The sequence below is a fragment of the Pseudomonas taiwanensis DSM 21245 genome (assembly GCF_000425785.1).
Taxonomy (GTDB): Bacteria; Pseudomonadota; Gammaproteobacteria; order Pseudomonadales; family Pseudomonadaceae; genus Aquipseudomonas; species Aquipseudomonas taiwanensis.
Genome location: NZ_AUEC01000015.1, coordinates 45,602 through 66,311 on the forward strand (window position 1 = coordinate 45,602; position 20,710 = coordinate 66,311).

General features: G+C 62.0%; 19 protein-coding genes and 1 pseudogene. 10 read left to right on the plus strand and 10 right to left on the minus strand.

What is annotated here, in order from left to right; genetic code table 11:
* Nucleotides 1-45: 45 nt before the first annotated feature.
* From yghU to H620_RS0106760, 3 genes are all read left to right on the plus strand, one after another.
* Nucleotides 46-885 carry a glutathione-dependent disulfide-bond oxidoreductase gene (gene yghU, locus H620_RS0106750; RefSeq protein ID WP_023380065.1) on the plus strand — a complete coding sequence of 280 codons (840 nt, stop codon included), beginning with the start codon at nt 46-48 and terminating at the stop codon, nt 883-885.
* A gap of 136 nt (nt 886-1,021) precedes the next feature.
* Nucleotides 1,022-2,725 carry an amidase gene (locus H620_RS0106755; RefSeq protein WP_027907013.1) on the plus strand — a complete coding sequence of 568 codons (1,704 nt, stop codon included), beginning with the start codon at nt 1,022-1,024 and terminating at the stop codon, nt 2,723-2,725.
* Nucleotides 2,726-2,861: 136 nt separating this feature from the next.
* Nucleotides 2,862-3,233, plus strand: a complete 372-nt coding sequence (locus H620_RS0106760) for a DUF2784 domain-containing protein (RefSeq protein ID WP_023380063.1) — start codon at nt 2,862-2,864, stop codon at nt 3,231-3,233.
* Here the strand turns inward: H620_RS0106760 and tam are convergent.
* Nucleotides 3,223-3,999: a trans-aconitate 2-methyltransferase gene (gene tam, locus H620_RS0106765; protein ID WP_027907014.1), complete on the minus strand. Its 777-nt coding sequence runs from the start codon at nt 3,997-3,999 to the stop codon at nt 3,223-3,225. The two genes, H620_RS0106760 and tam, sit on opposite strands and share 11 nt — an antisense overlap.
* Nucleotides 4,000-4,164: 165 nt before the next feature.
* The gene (locus tag H620_RS0106770; RefSeq protein WP_023380061.1) at nt 4,165-5,574 is read right to left on the minus strand and encodes an amino acid permease; all 1,410 of its coding nucleotides are present in this window, start codon (nt 5,572-5,574) and stop codon (nt 4,165-4,167) included.
* 335 nt (nt 5,575-5,909) lie between these two features.
* Here H620_RS0106770 and H620_RS0106775 point away from each other — a divergent pair, with 335 nt between their 5' ends.
* Nucleotides 5,910-7,334: an aminotransferase-like domain-containing protein gene (locus H620_RS0106775; protein ID WP_027907015.1), complete on the plus strand. Its 1,425-nt coding sequence runs from the start codon at nt 5,910-5,912 to the stop codon at nt 7,332-7,334.
* 142 nt (nt 7,335-7,476) lie between these two features.
* On the opposite strand, the gene H620_RS0106780 is transcribed toward H620_RS0106775, so the two are convergent.
* The 3 genes from H620_RS0106780 to H620_RS0106790 are packed head-to-tail and all read right to left on the minus strand — an operon-like array spanning nt 7,477 to nt 11,072.
* Nucleotides 7,477-8,499 (minus strand): histone deacetylase family protein, encoded by a 1,023-nt coding sequence (locus H620_RS0106780; RefSeq protein ID WP_023380059.1) that lies wholly within the window; start codon nt 8,497-8,499, stop codon nt 7,477-7,479.
* Nucleotides 8,499-9,740: a Zn-dependent hydrolase gene (locus tag H620_RS0106785; RefSeq protein ID WP_027907016.1), complete on the minus strand. Its 1,242-nt coding sequence runs from the start codon at nt 9,738-9,740 to the stop codon at nt 8,499-8,501. The genes H620_RS0106780 and H620_RS0106785 overlap by 1 nt, the downstream gene beginning before the upstream one ends.
* Before the next feature lie 27 nt (nt 9,741-9,767).
* Nucleotides 9,768-11,072, minus strand: a complete 1,305-nt coding sequence (locus H620_RS0106790; protein ID WP_023380057.1) for an MFS transporter — start codon at nt 11,070-11,072, stop codon at nt 9,768-9,770.
* Between the two features lie 154 nt (nt 11,073-11,226).
* Here H620_RS0106790 and H620_RS0106795 point away from each other — a divergent pair, with 154 nt between their 5' ends.
* On the plus strand, nt 11,227-12,135 hold the full coding sequence (locus H620_RS0106795; protein WP_027907017.1) for a LysR family transcriptional regulator: 909 nt from the start codon (nt 11,227-11,229) through the stop codon (nt 12,133-12,135).
* 4 nt (nt 12,136-12,139) lie between these two features.
* Here the strand turns inward: H620_RS0106795 and H620_RS0106800 are convergent, their stop codons facing one another.
* A complete protein-coding gene (locus H620_RS0106800) occupies nt 12,140-13,024 on the minus strand; it encodes a LysR family transcriptional regulator (RefSeq protein WP_023380055.1) in 885 nt (294 codons plus the stop codon).
* A gap of 143 nt (nt 13,025-13,167) precedes the next feature.
* Here H620_RS0106800 and H620_RS0106805 point away from each other — a divergent pair, with 143 nt between their 5' ends.
* Nucleotides 13,168-14,187 carry an alpha/beta hydrolase gene (locus H620_RS0106805; protein WP_027907018.1) on the plus strand — a complete coding sequence of 340 codons (1,020 nt, stop codon included), beginning with the start codon at nt 13,168-13,170 and terminating at the stop codon, nt 14,185-14,187.
* A 522-nt stretch (nt 14,188-14,709) separates the two neighbouring features.
* On the opposite strand, the gene H620_RS27365 is transcribed toward H620_RS0106805, so the two are convergent.
* From H620_RS27365 to H620_RS27375, 3 genes and pseudogenes are all read right to left on the minus strand, one after another.
* Nucleotides 14,710-15,339 (minus strand): hypothetical protein, encoded by a 630-nt coding sequence (locus H620_RS27365; protein ID WP_244880950.1) that lies wholly within the window; start codon nt 15,337-15,339, stop codon nt 14,710-14,712.
* An 18-nt stretch (nt 15,340-15,357) separates the two neighbouring features.
* Entirely contained in the window at nt 15,358-15,570 is a 213-nt protein-coding gene (locus tag H620_RS27370) for a hypothetical protein (protein WP_244880951.1), read from the minus strand.
* Nucleotides 15,571-15,783: 213 nt separating this feature from the next.
* Nucleotides 15,784-15,900: pseudogene (locus tag H620_RS27375) on the minus strand (PAAR domain-containing protein); the annotation flags it as partial.
* A gap of 319 nt (nt 15,901-16,219) precedes the next feature.
* On the opposite strand from H620_RS27375, the gene H620_RS0106815 reads away from it, so the two are divergent.
* Nucleotides 16,220-16,942, plus strand: coding sequence for a pirin family protein (locus tag H620_RS0106815; protein WP_023380052.1), 723 nt, complete (start codon nt 16,220-16,222; stop codon nt 16,940-16,942).
* A 63-nt stretch (nt 16,943-17,005) separates the two neighbouring features.
* Here H620_RS0106815 and H620_RS0106820 read toward each other — a convergent pair whose 3' ends face one another.
* A complete protein-coding gene (locus tag H620_RS0106820; RefSeq protein ID WP_023380051.1) occupies nt 17,006-17,299 on the minus strand; it encodes a DUF1330 domain-containing protein in 294 nt (97 codons plus the stop codon).
* 77 nt (nt 17,300-17,376) lie between these two features.
* Here H620_RS0106820 and ribBA point away from each other — a divergent pair, with 77 nt between their 5' ends.
* From ribBA to H620_RS0106835, 3 genes are all read left to right on the plus strand, one after another.
* Entirely contained in the window at nt 17,377-18,498 is a 1,122-nt protein-coding gene (ribBA, locus tag H620_RS0106825; protein ID WP_023380050.1) for a bifunctional 3,4-dihydroxy-2-butanone-4-phosphate synthase/GTP cyclohydrolase II, read from the plus strand.
* 268 nt (nt 18,499-18,766) lie between these two features.
* Entirely contained in the window at nt 18,767-19,792 is a 1,026-nt protein-coding gene (locus tag H620_RS0106830) for an ABC transporter substrate-binding protein (RefSeq protein WP_023380049.1), read from the plus strand.
* Nucleotides 19,789-20,706 carry an ABC transporter permease gene (locus tag H620_RS0106835; RefSeq protein WP_023380048.1) on the plus strand — a complete coding sequence of 306 codons (918 nt, stop codon included), beginning with the start codon at nt 19,789-19,791 and terminating at the stop codon, nt 20,704-20,706. Before H620_RS0106830 ends, H620_RS0106835 begins: the two co-directional genes overlap by 4 nt.
* The last annotated feature ends 4 nt before the right edge of the window (nt 20,707-20,710 follow it).

Genomic DNA, 20,710 nt, shown 5'->3' on the forward strand with positions numbered 1-20,710 from the left:
AACCCATGGCATAGATGCAAGTCTTTGCAGGTAGGAGATCCGCGTATGAGCAAGTCCCCTTACGTTCCGCCCAAGGTCTGGCGCAACGAGGCCGCTTCCGGCGGCCAGTTCGCCAGCATCAACCGCCCTGTCGCTGGCCCGACCCATGACAAGGACCTGCCGGTGGGCAAACACCCCCTTCAGCTTTACTCCCTGGCCACGCCCAACGGCGTCAAGGTCACCATCCTGCTCGAAGAATTGCTCGCCCTCGGCCACACCGGTGCCGAATACGACGCCTGGCTGATTCGCATCGGCGAAGGCGACCAGTTCTCCAGCGGCTTCGTGCAGGTCAACCCGAACTCGAAGATTCCCGCCCTGCTCGACCGCAGCGTCGAACCTGCGGTACGGGTGTTCGAGTCAGGCTCGATCCTGCTGTACCTGGCCGAAAAGTTTGGCGCTTTCCTGCCCAAGTCCCTTGCTGCCCGCACCGAAACCCTGAACTGGCTGTTCTGGCAGATGGGCGCGGCCCCCTACCTGGGCGGAGGGTTTGGCCACTTCTATGTGTATGCCCCGGAGAAATTCGAGTACGCCATCAACCGCTTCACCATGGAAGCCAAGCGCCAGCTCGACGTGCTGGATCGCCGCCTGGCCGAAAGCCGTTACCTGGGTGGCGATGAATACAGCATCGCCGATATCGCCGTATGGCCATGGTACGGCCAGCTGGTACGCGGCAACCTGTATGGCGCCGCAGAGTTCCTGGCGGTGGATGAGTACCCGAACGTTCAGCGCTGGGCCGAGCAGATCGCCGCACGCCCGGCGGTACAACGCGGCACACGGGTGAACCGCACCTGGGGCGACGAAGCCAGCCAGGTGGCGGAACGGCATTCGGCGACAGACCTGGCCTGAGTGCACCGGGCCGCTTGGCGGCCCCATCAATGCCCGCCTGCAAAAAACCATTTCTCCCGCGCAAACCTGCTTCCCCCGAAACCTTCTTGTACACTCCTCGCATTAGCCCCCACCTTGCACAATTTTTGGTGAAAGCATGATCGAGGTAACCGAGGTTTCCATTGCCGAGCTGCGCGATGCACTTGAGTCGGGCCGCACGACGGCGGTCGAGCTGGTCAAGGCCTATATGGCGCGTATCGACGCCTACGATGGAGCCAATACCGCCACTGCCCTGAACGCCGTGGTCGTGCGCAACCCAGACGCACTCAAGGAGGCCGAAGCGTCCGATGCGCGTCGCGCCAAGGGACAGACCCTGAGCCCGCTGGACGGCATTCCTTACACCGCCAAAGACAGCTACCTGGTCAAAGGCCTTACCGCCGCCTCCGGCAGTCCGGCCTTCAAGGACCTGGTCGCCCAGCGCGACGCCTTCACCATCGAGCGCCTGCGTGCGGCCGGTGCGGTGTGCCTGGGCAAGACCAACATGCCGCCCATGGCCAACGGCGGCATGCAGCGCGGCGTCTACGGCCGCGCCGAAAGCCCGTACAACGCCAACTACCTGACCGCACCGTTCGCGTCCGGCTCCTCCAATGGTGCCGGAACTGCCACCGCCGCCAGCTTCAGTGCCTTCGGCCTGGCCGAGGAAACCTGGTCCAGTGGTCGCGGCCCAGCCTCGAACAACGGCCTGTGCGCCTATACCCCCTCTCGCGGGGTGATTTCGGTCCGTGGCAACTGGCCACTGACCCCGACCATGGACGTGGTGGTGCCTTATGCACGGACCATGGCCGACCTGCTGGAAATTCTGGATGTAGTGGTCGCCGACGACGCCGACAAGCGTGGCGACCTGTGGCGCCTGCAACCTTGGGTACCGATTCCGGCGGCCTCGACCGTGCGTCCGACCTCGTACCTCGACCTGGCGGTGGATGCCAGCGCGCTCAAAGGCAAGCGTTTCGGCGTGCCTCGCATGTACATCAACGCCGATCCCGAAGCCGGCACTTCCGAAAAGCCTGGCATCGGTGGCCCGACCGGTCAGCGCATCAACACCCGTGCCAGCGTCATCGACTTGTGGCAAGAGGCACGCAAGGCGCTGGAAGCCGCCGGTGCCGAGGTGATCGAAGTGGACTTCCCGCTGGTGTCAAACTGCGAAGGCGACCGTCCGGGTGCACCGACCGTGTACAACCGTGGCATCGTCAGCAAGGAATTCCTTCACGACGAACTGTGGGAACTGTCAGGCTGGGCCTTCGACGATTTCCTGCGCGCCAACGACGACCCCAAGCTCAACCGCCTGGCCGACGTCGATGGCCCACAGATCTTCCCCCACGACCCCGGCACCCTGCCCAACCGTGAAGACGACCTGGCCGCGGGCATGGACGAATACGTCAACATGGCCAAGCGCGGCTTGAAGACCTGGGACCAGATCGAAACGCTGCCCGACGGCCTGCGCGGGCTGGAGAAAACCCGCAAGATTGACCTGGAAGACTGGATGGATGACCTGGGCCTTGACGCGGTGCTGTTCCCTACCGTGGCCGACGTGGGACCGGCCGATGCCGACGTAAACCCCGTGTCGGCGGACATCGCCTGGAGCAATGGTATCTGGGTAGCCAACGGCAACCTGGCGATCCGTCACCTGGGCGTGCCGACCGTCACCGTACCGATGGGCATCATGGCGGATATCGGTATGCCCGTAGGCTTGACCTTCGCCGGTCGCGCTTACTCCGACAATGCCCTGCTGACCTTCGGTGCAGCATTCGAGGCCACCGGTTCGCGACGCATGATCCCGCCGCGCACGCCTGCCCTGGTCTGAGTCAGCACATCGTCGGCAAACCGGCTCCTACACAATCCTCGCCGAACCTGTAGGAGCCGGCTAGCCGGCAACAAGACCCGTGCAGCCCCATCAATTGTCTTATGCTGAGCGTTCCTGAACCCAGCGATAAGCCCTCATGCTCTTTCGCCTGACCGCCGACACCTTGGTCCTACTGCACCTGGCCTTCATCCTGCTGGTGCTGTTGGGCGGGCTGTTAGTGATCCGCTGGCCTCGCGCCTTGCTCGTTCACCTGCCAGCCCTGGCCTGGGGCCTGGCCGTGGAATGCCTGCACCTGGGTTGCCCCCTGACGACGTGGGAAAACCGCATGCGCAGTGCCGCAGGAGATGCCGGTTACGAAGGCGGCTTCGTCGAGCATTACATCTGGCCCTTGATTTACCCCGCCGGCTTGACCGAACGGACTCAGTTGCTGCTGGGCACGCTGGTGCTGGTGGTCAACCTCGCCCTTTATGGTTACATCGTCTGGCGCAAGCGCCGGCTCAGCGGGTAGCCACCACGAACAGCCGTGGGAACGGCAACAACACCTTACCGTCGGTGGCCGGGGGGTAGTCGCGCTCCATGGCTTGCAGGTACAACTGCAGAAAATCGGCCTGCTCCTGCGCGTCCAACTTTGCCAGGTAAGGTCGCAGCGCCGAGCCCTTGAACCACTCCACGACTGCCTCGGCGCCTCCCGCCAAGGGGTGATGGTAGGTGGTGCGCCATACATCCACGCGGGCGCACAGGGGGCTGAGCAGGTCATAGTAATAGGCTGCGCTGTGCCGGGGCGGCAGGACATGGTCAGCGAACTTGTCGGCCCAAGGGCCCTGGCTGGCGATTTCACGCAACCGCCGGTGCGCAGGTTCGTCCAGGTTGTCGGGCGTCTGCACCGCGAGACTGCCGCCCTCGCACAGCTGGTGAACCAAATGAGGGTACAGCGATCCGTGGTCCGGCAACCACTGCAACGACGCATTGGCCAGGATCAGGTCCTGCGGTTTCGATGCGGTCCAAGTGGCGATATCGGCCTTCTCGCAACGCACCCGCAGCACGCGCAACCGTTGCCGCTCAAGCGCCTTGTTGATCATGTCCTGGTCGTTGTCCAGGGCCACAACCTGGGCATCGGGACAATGGTGCAGCAGGACTTCGGTAGAGTTTCCAGGGCCGCAGCCCAGGTCGGTGGCGTGGTGCACCGCGCGCTGCGGCACCGCGGCGAGCAGGTCGCGCACGGCGCGGGTGCGTTCATCTTCGAAAAGCGAATACTGATTGGCGGACCAGGCCATGGCGGGTTCCTTTTGGCGGGCAATGCTCGAAGCATAAGCCATGTGCCCATACTTAGGGTCATGCGCTTGCTCACACTTTCGGTAACGCCACGTGGCGCCTCCACCATCACGAAAAAAAACGGCCGGCCTCCCGAAGAAGCCGGCCGTCTCTCAAGCGTTGAACGCTTAGTGTTGCTTGCCAGTACGGATCTGGTGCACCACACCCATGGCCACCACGATGGCAGCGGCGATGCCGGTGGAGATCACCAGGATCTGGTAGTCAGGCATGAATGCCATGGTCACCAGGGCTGCCACGATGAAAGCGATCACCAGGTAGGTCAGCCAAGGGAACAGCCACATCTTCAGGCGCACTTCCTTGCCCTCGGCGATCAGCTTGCGGCGCATGCGCAGCTGCGAGAAGGCAATTACCAGGTACACCAGCAAGGCGATCATGCCAGTGGTGTTCATCAGGGTTTCCAGTACGTCTTTCGGACGCAGGGTCTCGCTGAAATTGATCAGCGCACACACCACGGCCACGGCGCAGGAACCGATGATCGCGTACACCGGAACACCGGTGCCGGCACGGGTGATCTTGAAGAACGACGGCGCGTCGCCACGCTGGGCCAGGGAGAACAACATGCGCGAAGCGGTGTAGTGACCGGAGATCAGGCAGCTGCTGACCGACGTCAGTACCACGAAGTTCATCAGCAGTTCTGCGTACGGCACACCCAGCAGTTCCAGGGTACGACGGTAGGCGCCGTAGCCGGACTCACCCAGGTGCGGGTCGTTCCATGGAACCAGGCAGACGATCAGGAAGATCGAGCCGACGTAGAACAGGCACACGCGCCATACCACCGAGTTGGTGGCCTTGACGATCTGGGCGGCCGGGTCCTTGGCTTCGGAAGCCGCGATGGTCACGATTTCAGCGCCGAGGAATGCGAACATCACCCCCAGCAACGCACCGATCACGGTGGTGATGCCATTGGGCATGAAGCCTTCGGCGGTCAGGTGGCTGATGCCACGGACTTCACCGAACTGCCAGATATTCATGACCGCGGCAGTACAGATCACCAGGAAGCAGACAATCGCGACCACCTTGATCAGCGCGAACCAGAACTCGAATTCGCCGTAGTGCTTGACGTTGAAGAAGTTGACGGTGATCAGCACCAAGGTCGTGGCCAGCACGAATACGTTGACGCTCACATCGGGGAAGAAGCCGTGCAGGATCTTGCCCGCCACGTAGGCCTCCCAGGCCATCAGGATGACCCAGTACCACCAGTACAGCCAGCCGATGGTGAAGCCGGCCCAGCGGCCAATGGCGCGGTCGGCGTAGGTCGAGAACGAGCCGGTGTCTGGCGAGGACGTCGCCATTTCACCCAGCATTCGCATGATCAGGACCACCAGGATGCCGCCGGCGAGATACGCCAGCACAGCGGCCGGGCCGGCACTGTGAATCACGCTGCCGGAACCGACGAACAAGGCGCCGCCGATTACCCCGGCGATCGACATCATCGTCAGGTGGCGCGACTTGAGCGAAGCGCTGAGCTTGCTCTCGTGCTCGCCCTTGGCGGTGGTGGTTGTGGATGTTGCTCCCATCAGTTGTGTACCCCGTGCTTCTTTTTATCCAAGGAAAACTGTGAGACCCCGATGGCTAGCGGTCTCACCTGTACATCAGCGCTAATGCGGGCAGGAAGGTGTGCACAAGCACACGCAGGCCTTCCATGGCGGCCTGCTTACGCGCCCCAAGGTTGACCCTGGAGCGGACTGAACATGCTTTATGTGGCGATATCTGACACGTAATGTAAAAATGTCCGGCGCAGAGAGCCATGCACAGTGGCATGAAATACGCGCTGCACTGTACAGGTCACCCATGCAATACACCCGCAGTACCCCGCAGACGCCCAGCGTTCTGCACACCTGAAGGCACCCCAATGTTTGAACTACATCCAGACGCCCCCACTCCGCTGGTCAACCAGATCATCGACGGGGTGCGCGCGCTGATCGACAACCAGACCCTCAAGCCTGGAGCCAAGGTGCCGTCTATCCGCGCCTTCGCCGCGACCTATTCGGTGAGTACCTTCACCGTGGTCGAAGCCTATGACCGACTGGTGGCCCAGGGGCTGCTGGTAAGCCGTGGCAACGCGGGCTTTTTCGTCAATCGCGCAGCGGGCGAGTTGCTGGACAACCACAGTGCCGAGACCGACACCAGTCGACCAACGTTCAACTCCGAATGGTACTTGCAGCAGATCTTCGAAATCCGCCAGTTGCCGTTCAAGCCAGGTTGCGGCTGGTTGCCCAACGACTGGATGTACGAAGACGGCCTGCGCCGCGGTTTGCGCCAAGTGGCCGGCAGCCCGCTGGAGCTGTCCGGCTATGGCGACCCGATGGGCCTGTTGGAGCTGCGCACGCTGACGGCGCAGAACCTGCAGCAAGAGCTGTCGATCGTCGCCAATCCAGCACAATTGATGCTCACCCACGGTGCCAGCCAGGCTCTGGATCTTGCAGCGCGTACCCTGGTGCGCCCAGGCGATGTGGTGCTGGTGGACGACCCGGGTTACCCCAACCTGATGAGCATCCTGCGTACCCAGGGCGCCACCTTGGTGGGAGTCCCCCGCACACCGGCAGGCTATGACCTGAACCAACTGGAGCAGTTGCTGGCGCACTACCGCCCCACCGCGTTTTTCACCCAACCGCACCTGCACAGCCCAACCTGTTCACGCACCCCGCTGGCGCAATTGCACCGCCTGCTGCAACTGGCCAGCAAGCACGGTTTCAGGCTGGTGGAGAACAATCTGTACGCCGACATGGTCGCCGAGCCGCAGCCTTGCCTGGCCAGCCTGGACCACTTGCAGCAGGTGGTGTACGTGGGCAGCTACTCCAAGAGCATCTCGCCCAACGTACGGGTCGGCTACATGCTGGCCAACCCCGAGCTGATGCAGAAACTGCTGCACCTGAAAATGCGCTCGGGCCTTACCACGTCACAGGTCATGGAGCGCGTGGTATACGCCGCCATCATCGACGGCCGCTGGCGCAAGCACCTCAAGCGCCTGCGCCAACGCCTGGCCGAGGCGCACCAGGAAGTGGGCCGTCACCTGCACCGGTTGGGTTTCGAGTTATTCACCGAGTCGGACGAAGGCATGTACATCTGGACCCGCCACCCAGCGATTCCCGACAGCGCGGCGTTGCTGGACGATGCGCTGGAGCAAGGGATCATGCTCGGGCCTGGCCAGTTGTTCATGGTCGATGCGCAGGCCACCGGGTGGATGCGGTTCAATGTGGCCTTCAGCAGCGACCCGGCGATGTGGGAGTTGCTGGAGAAGGTGTTGGTCAAGCACGTGCGGCGTGGGAACACGTGAGGCGCTGCCGGGCGAAACTGAACCGCCCCCCCGCGGGCAAGCCCCCGCCTACAGGTATTGCGCTGGGCTGGCAGGCGTCTCTCCAGGAGGCGGCTTGCCGGCTATTGGGCCGCCCATGACGGCCCCGTTATCGGCCCTTCACCTATCGCCAAGCTGCTTGTTCAGCAAAGAAGGCTTGAGCATTCGCCTCCAGGCTCTCCAGGTGATAGCCCCCTTCCTGGACAATCAAGCATGGCACCCCTAACGCCCGAATCCGCTCCCCTAGCGCGGCAAAGCCTTCGGTCGTCACCGCCACCTTGCTCTGTGGATCCTGCTCATAGATATCGAACCCCAGCGACAGCACCAGCACCTCGGCGCCAAAATCCTTCACCGCATCCAGCGCAATTTCAAGCTGGACCATGAAGTCCGCCTCACTGGCCCCATGGGCCATCGGCAGATTGAGGTTGTACCCCTCCCCCGCACCGCTGCCACGCTCGTCCTCGAACCCGGCCACACCAGGATAGAAGTTGGTCGGGTCACCATGGGTCGATACGTACAGCACATCGTTGCGCGCGTAGAAGATTTCCTGAATGCCCTGCCCATGGTGCATGTCGGTGTCGAGGATCGCTACGCGGTTGTATCGGCTGCGCAGCGCTTGGGCGGCGACGGCGGCATTGTTGATGTAGCAGAAGCCACCAGCTGCATCGAAGCGGGCATGGTGTCCCGGCGGGCGGCACAGGGCATAGGCGGCGGGTTCACCGTCGAGGATGGCCTTGGCCGCGGCCACTGCGCTTTGCGCCGACCAGTAGGCCGAACGCCAGGTATGCTCGCCCACCGGGCAACTGCCGTCGGCCAGGTAACGCGCGGCCTGGGCAAGGATGCCGCGCAGGGCATTGGGTTCGCGCACGAAGATGTTGGACATCACCTCGTCGCCCCAATCCTCGGGTACCTCCTTCCAACGCGCATGTGCCTCTTCGAGGAAGACCAGGTAGGCCTCGCCATGCACAGCCTTGAGCGGTGCCAGCCCCGCATCTTCGGGCTGGCGGATGTCGAAGCCCAGATCCTTGGCTGCCTGCAGCAGGTGTTCGGCACGCTCGGGAACTTCCTGCGGGGTGCGCATGGCGCCGCGGGAGTAATAGCTGCGGGGGTGGTGCAACAGTTGCTCGGGGTGGAAGTAGCAACGCATCAGGCTTCTCCTTGTTCGACACGGCCAGCGCGGGCCAGCACGGCATTGAGCAGTACATCGGCGCCCTGACTGGCATCCTCGGGCAGCACGTCTTCGGCTTCGTTGTGGCTCAGGCCACCGACGCAGGGGATGAACACCATCGCTGTCGGGCAATAGCGGGCCAGCAGGATCGCGTCATGGCCAGCACCGCTGACGATGCTCTGCTGGGAGTAACCGAGCCCATCGACCGCCCGCTGCACCTGCGCCACGCACTCGGCATCGAAAGGGGTTGCCGGGCTGCCCCAGTGGCGTTCGATGCGCACCTGCAAGCCTCGCTGCGCAGCAATCGTCTGCAGCTCCGCGGCCAGATCGCGCTCCATGGCTTCAATGGCTTCATCACGGTGGTGGCGCAGGTCGACTGTAAAGCGCAGCAAGCCTGGCACGGTATTGCGCGATGACTTGACGATGGACAGCTCACCCACGGTGGTCAGGCCTTCAGGGGCAAAGGCTGCCGCCAGTTGCTCCACGCTCTGGACCATCTGCGCAGCACCGTACAGGGCATCCTTGCGCAGCAACATCGGTGTGGTGCCGGCATGGGCCGCCATGCCCTGGACCGTTACGTCCAACCAACGAATGGCCTGACCGCCACTGACCACCCCAATGGACTTGGCGTTGTCTTCCAGGATCGGGCCCTGTTCGATATGCGCTTCGAAATAGGCATCGACCTTGCCTCCCAGCGGACGTTGGCCGGCGTAACCGAGACGCTGCAGCTCATCGGCCACGCTGATGCCGTCGGCATCACGGATGGCCAGGGCGTGGTCAAGAGACAATGTGCCGGTGAACACCGCCGAGCCGAACATGGCCGGAGTGAAGCGGGCGCCCTCTTCGTTGGTCCACACCGCGATTTCCAGCGGCTTGCGGGTCTGGATAGCGAGGTCGTTGAGACGGCGGACCACCTCCAGGCCAGCCAGCACACCATAGACGCCATCGAAGCGACCGCCTTCGGGCTGGGTGTCGAGGTGGCTGCCCATCATCACCGGCGCGGCGTCAGGGTCGGTCCCTGCACGACGGGCGAACAGGTTGCCGATGGCATCTACCGACAGAGTCAAACCGGCCTCACGGCACCAGTGACTGAACAGTGCGCGGCCGGCTTTGTCGTCGTCGGTCAGGGCCAGTCGGCAGCTGCCGCCACGGGCAGTGGCACCGACCTCAGCCATGTCCATCAGGCTCGCCCACAGGCGGTCCCCGTTGCTTTTCAACATATACGAATACTCCGGATTCGGTCGGGATCAGGCCAGCTCCAGGCGCTGACTGCGGGTGTATTGGCGCGCCAGGGCCAGCACGCAAGTGAGCGAGATCGTGGCGATCAGGGTGTAGAACACCGCCATCGGCCACCATTGGCCAATGAAGGTATGGGCCAGCCAGGTGCCGATCAGCGGGGTAAGCCCGCCAGCGATGGCGCCACACACCTGGTAGGCCATGGAGATGGCGGTGTAGCGCACACGGGTTTCGAACATGCCGCTGACATAACCGGCGATGACCGCGTAGAACGAAGCCATGCAGGCTGCCGCCAGGGCGATACCCAGCACGATCAACGGGCCTTCGCCGGAGCTGACCAGCACGAACATCGGGTAAGGCGAAGCCATGGCCAGCAGGGCGACCAGCGCCAGGAAGCGCGTGGTACCGATTCTTTCCGATAGCCACGCTGCCAGCGGTTGCACGCAGAACTGGATGACAGCCACGAAGAACAGGCATTCAAGAATCAAGGCGCGTTCCAGGTGCAACTGCTGGGTGGTGTAGCTGATCATGAAGGTATTGGTGAAATAGACCCCGGCGATGCCCAGGGTATTGGCGCCGATGCACAGCAACAACGGGCGCCAGGCAGTACGCAGCACTTCCAGTACCGGGGCCTGCTCCTTGCGTTGAGTCTTCAGGGCCTGTTCACGGCTGGCGATGAACTCAGGCGACTCGTTGACCCCAAGGCGAATGGCCAGGCCTACCAGCAGCAACAGTGCACTGGCCAGGAACGGTACACGCCAGCCCCAGCTCATCAGCTCTGCTTCTGGCAACCGCGTGACGGCGCCAAAGGCCAACAGGGAAAGGATCAAACCCGCCGGGCTACCCAACTGGGCGAAGGAGGCGAAGAAGGTACGGCGCCCTTTGGGGGCATGCTCGCCAGCCATCAAGACCGCCCCACCCCACTCGCCGCCCACGGCAATGCCCTGGACGATGCGCAGCAAAATCAGCAGCACCGGCGCGGTTGTACCGATCTGGGCGTAGGTCGGCAGCAGGCCGATGCCGACCGTCACCACGCCCATCATCAACAGGGTGATGACCAGGGATTTCTTGCGACCAATACGGTCGCCGACATGGCCGAAGACAATGCCACCCAGCGGCCTGGCGAAAAAGCCTACGGCGAAGGTGCCGAAGGCGGCCATGGTGCTGAACAGGCTGTCGTCGGAGGGGAAGAACAAGGCACCGAACACCAACGCCGCGGCGGTAGCGTAAATGTAGAAATCGTACCACTCGATCATGGTGCCGATGAATGCGGCGGCAGCGGCCCGGCGCGGCTGGGGTGAAGCGGTAGGCTTCATGGATGGCTCCTTTGCTTGTTTTTCTGGCAGGAGTAAGTGAGTCACGGGAGCGCTCTGTCGGCGTCTAGGTGCGATTTATCGTTCCAAGGCTATGATTAGTCAATTTTCTATTTATTATTCCAACTATAAATCGAGCTTATTCTAGAGTCCCGCCATGTCCGACCGCCTGCTCAACGACCGCCTCGACTGGAACCTGCTGCGTACGTTTCGGGTGATTGGCCAGGAGTTGTCCATCAGCCGCGCCGCTGCCCGGCTGCACCTGACCCAACCTGCCGTGAGCCAGGCACTCAAGCGCCTGGAGGAACAACTCGGGCGCCAACTCATCGCCCGCCGGGGGCCGCGGTTCGTACTGACCGAAATGGGCGAGCAGCTGTTCCAGCTGGCCGGTGAGGTGTATGGGCAGATGTCGCAAATCAGCGGGCTGCTGGAGCAACCGGCCGATGAATTGGTGGGCAAGGTGCGCCTACTGATGATCAGCCGCATCGTCAGCGAGCGCTTCGATGATTTTCTCGCTGCCTTCCATCGCCAGCACCCAAGGGTGGAGGTGGAGATCGACGTGATGCGCAGCTCCGATATCGTCGCCGCCCTGCAGGAGAAGACCGCCACGGCAGGCCTTAGCCTCAACCGCCGGCCCCAGCCACGCCTGGAACAACGACTGTTCCTGCGTCAACGCTATGCGTTCTTCTGTGGCAAGCACCATCGTCTGTTCGGCCAGGCCGAAGGCGACTTGCAGCGGGAGAATTTCGTCAGCTTCGCCAGCGACCAGATCGGCGGCATGCTGTCGCCGCTGACCATTTTCCGCGACCAACAGGGCTTTTCCGGGCGTATCGTGGCTTCGTCGCCCAGCCTGGAGGAAGTCCGCCGCCTGGTGATCGCGGGGTTCGGCATCGGCTGCCTGCCCGAGCACGTGGTGGCACCGGATGTGGCCGCGGGGCTGCTGTGGAAGCTGCCCCCGCACGAGGGCATTGCCGATGTGGACATCCACCTGCTGTGGAACCGCGAGCAACGCCTGAGCCGGGCCGAAGGTGTGTTCATCGAAGCATTGCAACGCGGTCTGGAGTAGGCGCCTACAACTGCGCCAGGCGCTCGCGCAGAAACGCCACGAACCCCTGCACCGGCCTGGCCACCTGCCGGTGCTGCGGATACACCGCCGACAACTGCAGGGGTGGCGGTGTCCAGGGCTCCAGCAGCGTCACCAGGCGCCCATCGGCCAATGCCTGCCCAACGATGAAGGTCGGCAGGTAGGTGATGCCCATGCCGGCGATCGCCGCATCCCTGAGCAGTTCACCATTGTTGGCACGCATCCGACCAGTGACCGCGATGCTTTGAGCCTTGCCCTGCCCCTTGAACTGCCACTGCACCTGACGTGCGTGGCCGTATGGCAGGCAATCGTGCTCGCTCACTGCCTCGGGCGTAATGGGCTGCCCCCGCGCTTGCAAGTAGGCTGGACTGGCGCAATACACCCGCTCGACACTGGCGATGCGCCGCGCCACCAAGCTTGAATCTTCCAGCGCGCCGATCCGCAATGCCAAGTCATAACCTTCGCCGATCAGGTCGACAGCGCGGTCGCTCAAGTCCACTTCGACGTCGACCTGCGGATGCAAGCGGAGAAACTCAGTCAGCAGGCATCCCAGGTGCGCCATGGCGAAAGACAGCGGCGCACTCAAACGCAAGGTACCGCGCAGGGCCTGAGCCTGGCCGCTGATGTCGTATTCCACCTGCTGCACTTCGCCCAGCAGACGCAAGGCCGACTGATAGTAATGTTGGCCCAGCGGCGTGGCATCCAGGCGCCGAGTCGAGCGATTGAGCAGGCGCACACCCAGGCGTTCTTCCAACTGCATCAAGCGTCGGCTGACCGATTGCTTGGACATGCCCAGGCGGTCGGCGGCAGCGGTGAAGCTGCCAGCTTCCATGACCTGGGCGAAGATCCGCATGTCTTCGTATGGATTCATTGTCTCTCTCTACGTGACAGTAAAACGCTTTATACCGACTTTTTCCCACGAAGGCATCTCCCTACTCTATGCACAGGTCGCAGCGATGGCCCCCAGGCCAGGCAAGACGCCCACTCCAACACTTCATAGAAAAGGATTCGCACATGAACATTGTCCACAAAACCCTCACCGCCAGCCTTCTGGCCCTGTCCGTCTCCAGCGCATTTGCAGCGGGCAGCCCGGGTGTCGAACAGCATACTCAAGCCTTCCTCGAAGCCCTGGAACGCGGCGGCGGCAAGCCGCTCGAGCAACTCACCCCGAACGAAGCCCGTGCCGTGCTGACCGGTGCCCAGGCGTCGGTGAAGGTCGACCTGTCCGGCATCGAGGTCAAGGAACGCACCATCCAGGCCAACGGCCAGTCGATCAAGCTGCAGGTGGTGCGCCCAAGCAACGCTAAAGGCGAGTTGCCAGTGTTCATGTTCTTCCACGGTGGCGGCTGGGTACTCGGCGACTTCCCGACCCATCAGCGATTGATTCGCGACCTGGTGGTCGGCTCCGGTGCGGTGGCGATCTATGTGGACTACACCCCATCGCCCGAAGCGCACTACCCCACTGCGATCGACCAGGCATATGCCGCGACCCGTTGGGTGGCCGAGCATGGCAAGGACATCGGCGTGGACGGCAAGCGCCTGGCCGTGGCAGGCAACAGCGTCGGCGGCAACATGGCGGCCGTCGTGGCACTCAAGGCCAAAGAGGCTGGCACGCCGGCGTTGCGCTTCCAGTTGCTGCTGTGGCCGGTGACTGACGCCAGCTTCGAGACGGGTTCTTACAAGCAGTTCGCCGAAGGGCACTTCCTCACCACCGGCATGATGAAGTGGTTCTGGGACAACTACACCACCGACGCCAATGCTCGCGCGCAGATCTACGCTTCGCCACTGCGGGCCAGCAGTGAGCAGTTGAAAGGCCTGCCGCCGGCGCTGGTGCAGACGGCCGAGTTCGACGTGCTGCGTGACGAAGGTGAAGCGTATGCCCGCAAGCTGGATGCCGCTGGCGTGACGGTGACTTCGGTGCGGTACAACGGGATGATTCACGACTATGGGCTGCTCAACCCGTTGAATGAGGTGCCGGCGGTTAAGGCGGCGATGAGGCAGGCGGCCACCGAACTTAAAATACATTTGCAGTGAGTCAACGATCAAAAGACCCGCCTTGGCGGGTCTTTTTCGGATCTACAATCTATCCAGTTCAATCAGCAGCCAAACTACAAAAAGCCATATACAACCGATTAGAAGACACCAGAATGATATCTGCAGCCTGCGCCTGAGATAGAGCGGGCAGTTTCGGCAGTCATCAGCATCCAACCACCCTTGGCGAATTCCTAAACCAAGCCAAACTGACGCCAACGTGACACCCGACACTATCATCGACCTTGTTCTAAGCGAAATAGTACTCCAATACGTAAAGTCCTCCACAAAGCCCTGGCTATTTTTAAATGCCTTGCATAGCACCTCGAAATGCCGGGAACCCGCTCTATGGTAGCCAATACCGACCCCAGTCAAACTGATGATGAAAGGTGCAAGCACAAACGCTATTTTCAAGCCAACGGGCACGTTCGATAGATCAATCATAGAGCGCCTCGTATGCCATTTCTCCTAAAACGTCGCCCACCCGTTCACCTAACGTGCTACCACCATAGGATCCACCACCAATCATCGCAATACCACAAACAGCCTTACCATAGACGCCAAAACGGCACACCGCTTTCGCTGCAAGAGACGCAAGCTGCCCCCAGCGACTCCTCCAGCTAACCCTCCTGCAAAACTTCCCGCTTCTGTAAATCGAATTTTCTTACAGGCTTTGGTCTCACCTGATCGGCACGCTTCATAGACCTTCAAATAAGAAGACCCGGCACCCAGTCCGATTCCAACCCACCCTCCGTATTTGAGATACTTCGACACCTTCGCCACCTCGTCCAGGTGCGTCGCGTAGCCCGGTATCTGTCCTGACACGCCTGCCTTCTTCCAATGATGTACAACACTCTTGGACGAGATACCAAGATCACGGCGCAGACTGTCATAACTTCCCAAACCTAGCGGCTTGTTCAAAAAGGCCATGCGCAATTGGCTATCCAGTTGCTTGTAGAGCTCCTTGCGCGAGGCAAAGAACTCTGGGCTGTTCAGATGGCCATGCAGGGTAAATTGACGCTGGTGCAATGCTTCGATCCCTTTCAGAGTATTTGTTACCTGCCCCAGCCCCCGCTCAAGCATATCCATGCCAACGCCCATCGACTGGCTCGCGCCATTGAGTACACCTGCAATCTCGCTTAGGTGCCGCATCATGAAATTGGCTTCCTCGGGTCAAAGAATCGCCAGTGACGCTCTCGCTTCTTCCGCCACCATGATCAATTCGGTTTCCCCAGGGCTGCAGGTAAACTCGCTGCTCGGGCTGCCCAGCACAAAGATCTCGCCGGCCTTGAAGCCGTCAGCGAAGGTGGGATTCAAGCGCTGCAGCGATGAGAGGGGCAAAGGCTTTTGCATAGCCAGGCTCGCCAATACCTCCTCGAACGACATGCTGCGCTGAACGATATGAAAGCCCGACTCCAATCCAGAATCAGCAGCGCCGAGGGACCGTGTTGTCGGCGCAGCGACTGCTCTTGCCGTGGCCAAGCTCCGGCCTGACGGCATCGGCCCCGTAAGGGGCGCCACTACACGATTGCTGCCAGTCGGGCAGCCACATTTCATCAATGATCCATCCTCCGCCACGGGCTGCCCGAATGAGAGGAACAACTCGCTACCCTCTGCAATCACTCCTTCCTGGCCACACATCGGACAAGCCTTAGTGACATCACCTCGGCGAAGCACCTTCTGACCATTGAAGGTATAGCCACTGCCACTGGCCATGCAGATGGCCCCGGTGGTGGTCCTGTCCCCGTCTACTGCCTGGCCTTTACCGTCGATTTCATTACGTATGGAGTGCGATTCCCGAGTGGAAAATCCGGAAGCTAGCAGCCGAAATCCCCCTCCGAAGCGCGTCAGCGAAAATTAGGAACAGTACTACTGCCGCAAAAGAAATAGCCGTCAGAGCACGTCTACCGCTGTCATCCTGGACAAGACAGTAATACTCATTGAACCTAATTTATAAACACTTAAAGTGACAGTACGATTCTCCCATCAATTGCCCTGCGGCCCTTCCGGCCCCGGCTTTTCAAGGAGAACCACCATGCTCACCCTGCGCAACGCCCAAGACCGTGGCATTGGCTTCCATGGCTGGCTGAAGTCGTTCCATACCTTTTCCTTCGGCCATTACCGTAACCCCGAAGAACAAGGTTTTTCCGACCTGCTGGTGATCAACGACGACCGTGTCATCGCCGGCAAAGGCTTCGGCGAGCACCCGCACCGAGACATGGAAATTTTCTCCTATGTGCTTGAAGGTGCACTGGAGCACAAGGACACCCTCGGCACCGGTTCGGTGATTCGCCCCGGCGATGTGCAACTGATGAGCGCGGGGCACGGTGTGGCCCACAGCGAGTTCAACCACAGCCTGACGGTGCCGGTACACTTCCTGCAGATCTGGATCGTGCCCAACGTCAGGGGCGCGACACCGCGTTACCAGCAGCGGCACTTCAGTGCAGAGGAAAAACGCGGCAGGTTGCGCTTGATCATCTCGCCCGATGGCGCCGAAGGCTCATTGCAGGTCCGCCAGAACGCGCGGGTGTATGCCGGGCTGTTCGATGGCGAGGAACGGGCGACCCTTAACCTGCGGGAAAACCGCCATGCCTATGTGCATGTCGCCCGGGGCAGCATCGCGCTCAATGGGCAGGCGCTGAATGAGGGGGACGGTGTGCGGGTTCGCCAAGAGCAAAGGCTGGAGCTGGCCAATGGCAATGATGCCGAAGTGTTGGTATTCGACCTGCGTCCACATGAGTTGCCTGGGATGCCTTGAAGGCTACCTCAGGCATTACTGGCCTACGGCGGGCAAGCCCGCCATAGGCCAGTCGCGAATGGCTCAGGGCTCGAAACCTTCGACGATGATCACCTCGGCCTTCGCCACCCCTTGGCGATGGCTGCAAGCCTGCTGGTACAACGCCGACCGATAACAGGCCACTGCCTGTTCATACGAATCGAACTCGATCACCACGCTACGCTGAGGCGTAGGCCTCCCCTCCATTGCCTCGCTACGCCCGCCACGAGCCAGGAAGCGTCCACCGAATGCCTTGAAGGCCGCCGGCGCACGCTGGGTGTACTGCTGGTATTGCTCGGGGTCGCTGACATCCACATGGGCGATCCAGTAAGCCTTCATCCGCTGATCTCCTGCTACGTCGATATTGTGTATGATGGTATACCATAAAAATCACCCCATCACAGCGAGCGTGCAGCATGGCATTCAACAGCATCGAAGAACTTCTCGAAGATTACCGGCAGGGCAAGATGGTACTGCTGGTGGACGATGAAGACCGGGAAAACGAAGGCGACCTGCTGATTGCCGCCGAACGCTGTGACGCCCAGGCTATCAACTTCATGGCCCGCGAAGCGCGCGGCCTGATCTGCCTGACCCTCACCGACGATCACTGCCAACGCCTGGGCCTGGAACAGATGGTACCGGCCAACGGCAGTGTGTTCAGCACCGCCTTCACCGTGTCGATCGAAGCGGCCACCGGCGTCACCACTGGCATCTCCGCCGCCGACCGGGCCCGCACGGTGGCGGCAGCCATGGCTCCTGACGCCCGCCCGGAAGACCTGGTGCAGCCCGGCCACATCTTTCCCCTGCGCGCCCGCGAAGGCGGCGTCCTGACTCGTGCCGGGCATACCGAAGCCGGCTGCGACCTGGCGCGCCTGGCCGGCTTTGCCCCGGCATCGGTAATCGTCGAGGTGCTCAACGACGACGGCACCATGGCCCGGCGGCCCGACCTGGAAGTGTTTGCCGCCCGGCACGGCATCAAGATCGGCACCATCGCCGATTTGATCCACTATCGCCTGAGCACCGAGCAGACCATCAAGCGCATCGGCGAACGGGAGCTACCCACCGTCCACGGCACCTTCCGTCTGGTGACCTATGAAGACCGCATCGAAGGCGGTGTGCACATGGCGATGGTGATGGGTGACATCCGCCGCGAGCAGCCGACCCTGGTGCGTGTGCATGTGATCGACCCGCTGCGTGACCTGGTCGGTGCCGAGTATGCCGGCCCGGCCAACTGGACGTTGTGGGCGGCGCTCGAGAAGGTCGCCGAGGAAGGTGCAGGCGTGGTGGTGATCCTGGCCAACCACGAATCCTCCCAGGCCTTGCTCGAACGCGTGCCGCAACTGACCCAGCCGATACGGCCTTACCAGCGCGGACAATCGAAGGTGTACTCGGAGGTGGGTACCGGAGCGCAAATCCTCCAGGACCTGGGCGTGGGCAAGCTGCGTCACCTGGGGCCGCCACTGAAATACGCAGGGCTGGCAGGGTATGAGCTGGAAGTGGTGCAAAGCATTCCGTTCGAACCGGGGATCGCGGGCTGAACAACCTCCCCTTTTCCAATTGAGCCGGGCCGCTCCTGCAGAGGGCCCGCGTCGCAACCAGAACCTCGGAGTGATGGCCGGTAGCCTCATCCCTCTTGCCAAATTTTTGGAATACCATAATATGATATCCCGTAGACCTTGATTCAGCAGGCCGGCACCTACAATGACAAACGGCCAGAAGACACTTTGTTGAAGCTGCTCCCCGAACACTGTTGGCGGGCGCACCACAAGCCCCGCCTCGAATAACAAAAGCAACGAGGGCGTAACCATGCTGTTGAGCAAACGTGTAACCGCAGTGCTGTCCGCCAGCCTGCTGACCCTGGCATGTCAGGCCGTGCAGGCCGCCGACAGCCTCAACTTCGTCAGTTGGGGCGGCACCACCCAGGACGCCCAGAAAGAAGCATGGGCAGTCCCCTTCACCAAGTCGACCAACATCAAAGTCGTTCAGGACGGCCCGACCGATTACGGCAAGCTCAAGGCCATGGTCGAGAGCGGCAACGTGCAATGGGACGTGGTCGACGTCGAAGCCGATTTTGCACTGCGGGCTGCCAGCGAAGGCCTGCTCGAACCCCTGGACTTCAAACAGATCCAGCGCGACAAGATCGATCCTCGTTTCGTCTCCGACCACGGTGTCGGCTCGTTCTTCTTCTCCTTCGTGCTCGGCTACAACGAAGGCAAGCTCGGTGCCAACAAACCGGTCGACTGGAGCGCTCTGTTCGACACCAAGACGTACCCTGGCAAACGCGCCCTGTACAAATGGCCCAGCCCTGGCGTGCTGGAGCTTGCCCTGCTGGCCGACGGCGTAGCGCCCGACAAGCTCTACCCGCTGGACCTGGACCGCGCCTTCAAGAAACTCGACACCATCAAGAAGGACATCGTCTGGTGGGGCGGTGGCGCCCAGTCGCAACAGCTGCTGGCCTCCGGAGAAGCGTCCCTGGGTCAGTTCTGGAATGGCCGGGTCTATGCCCTGCAGCAAGACGGTGCGCCGGTGGGTGTGAGCTGGAAGCAGAACCTGGTCATGGCCGATTTCCTGGTCATCCCCAAGGGCGCCAAGAACAAGGATGCGGCCATGAAGTTCCTGGCCAATGCCAGCAGCGCCGAGGGCCAGGCCGATTTCGCCAACAAGACCGCCTACGCCCCGGTGAACATCGACAGCGTCGGCAAACTCGACAAAGACCTTGCGCCAAACCTGCCGACCGCCTATGCCCAGGACCAGGTCACCCTGGATTTCGCCTACTGGGCCAAGAACGGACCGGCCATCGCGGCGCGCTGGAATGAGTGGCTGGTCAAATGAAAGTTGCCATCAACGCCCTGCATAACGCGCACGGTGCCCCCAGCGGCACCGGCGCTCCGGGAGCGGCCGCGTGCCGCCCAAGCCTGAGCCAACGCTGGAAAGGCAGCCGCAACCTGCTGCCTGCCCTGCTGTTCCTTGGCCTGTTCTTCTTCGCGCCGCTGGCCGGTCTGTTGCTGCGCGGAGTGCTGGAGCCGGTGCCGGGGCTGGGCAACTACGAGCAGCTGTTCGCAAACTCGGCTTACGCGCGCGTGCTCTTCAACACCTTCTCCGTCGCCGGCCTGGTGACCCTGATCAGCGTGCTGCTGGGCTTTCCGCTGGCCTGGGCAATCACCTTGGTGCCGAAGGGGTGGGGGCGCTGGCTGCTGAACATCGTGCTGCTGTCGATGTGGACCAGCCTGCTGGCGCGCACCTACTCATGGCTGGTGCTGCTGCAAAGCTCGGGGGTGATCAACAAGGCGTTGATGGCCATGGGCATCATCGATACGCCGCTGGAGATGGTGCACAACCTCACCGGCGTGGTGATCGGGATGAGCTACATCATGATTCCGTTCATCGTCCTGCCGCTGCAGGCGACCATGCACGCCATCGACCCGATGGTGCTGCAGGCCGGCTCGATCTGTGGTGCCAGTCCCTGGACCAACTTCTGGAAGGTGTTCCTGCCGCTGTGCCGCTCGGGGTTGTTCTCCGGTGCGTTGATGGTGTTCGTGATGTCGCTCGGTTACTACGTCACCCCGGCACTGCTGGGCGGTGCGCAGAACATGATGCTGCCTGAATTCATCATCCAGCAGGTGCAATCGTTCCTGAACTGGGGCCTGGCCAGCGCCGCCGCCGCACTGCTGGTGGTGATCACCCTGGTGCTCTTCTATCTGTACCTGAAGCTGCAGCCGGAATCTCCGGTTGGCAACGCGAGGTAAGCCG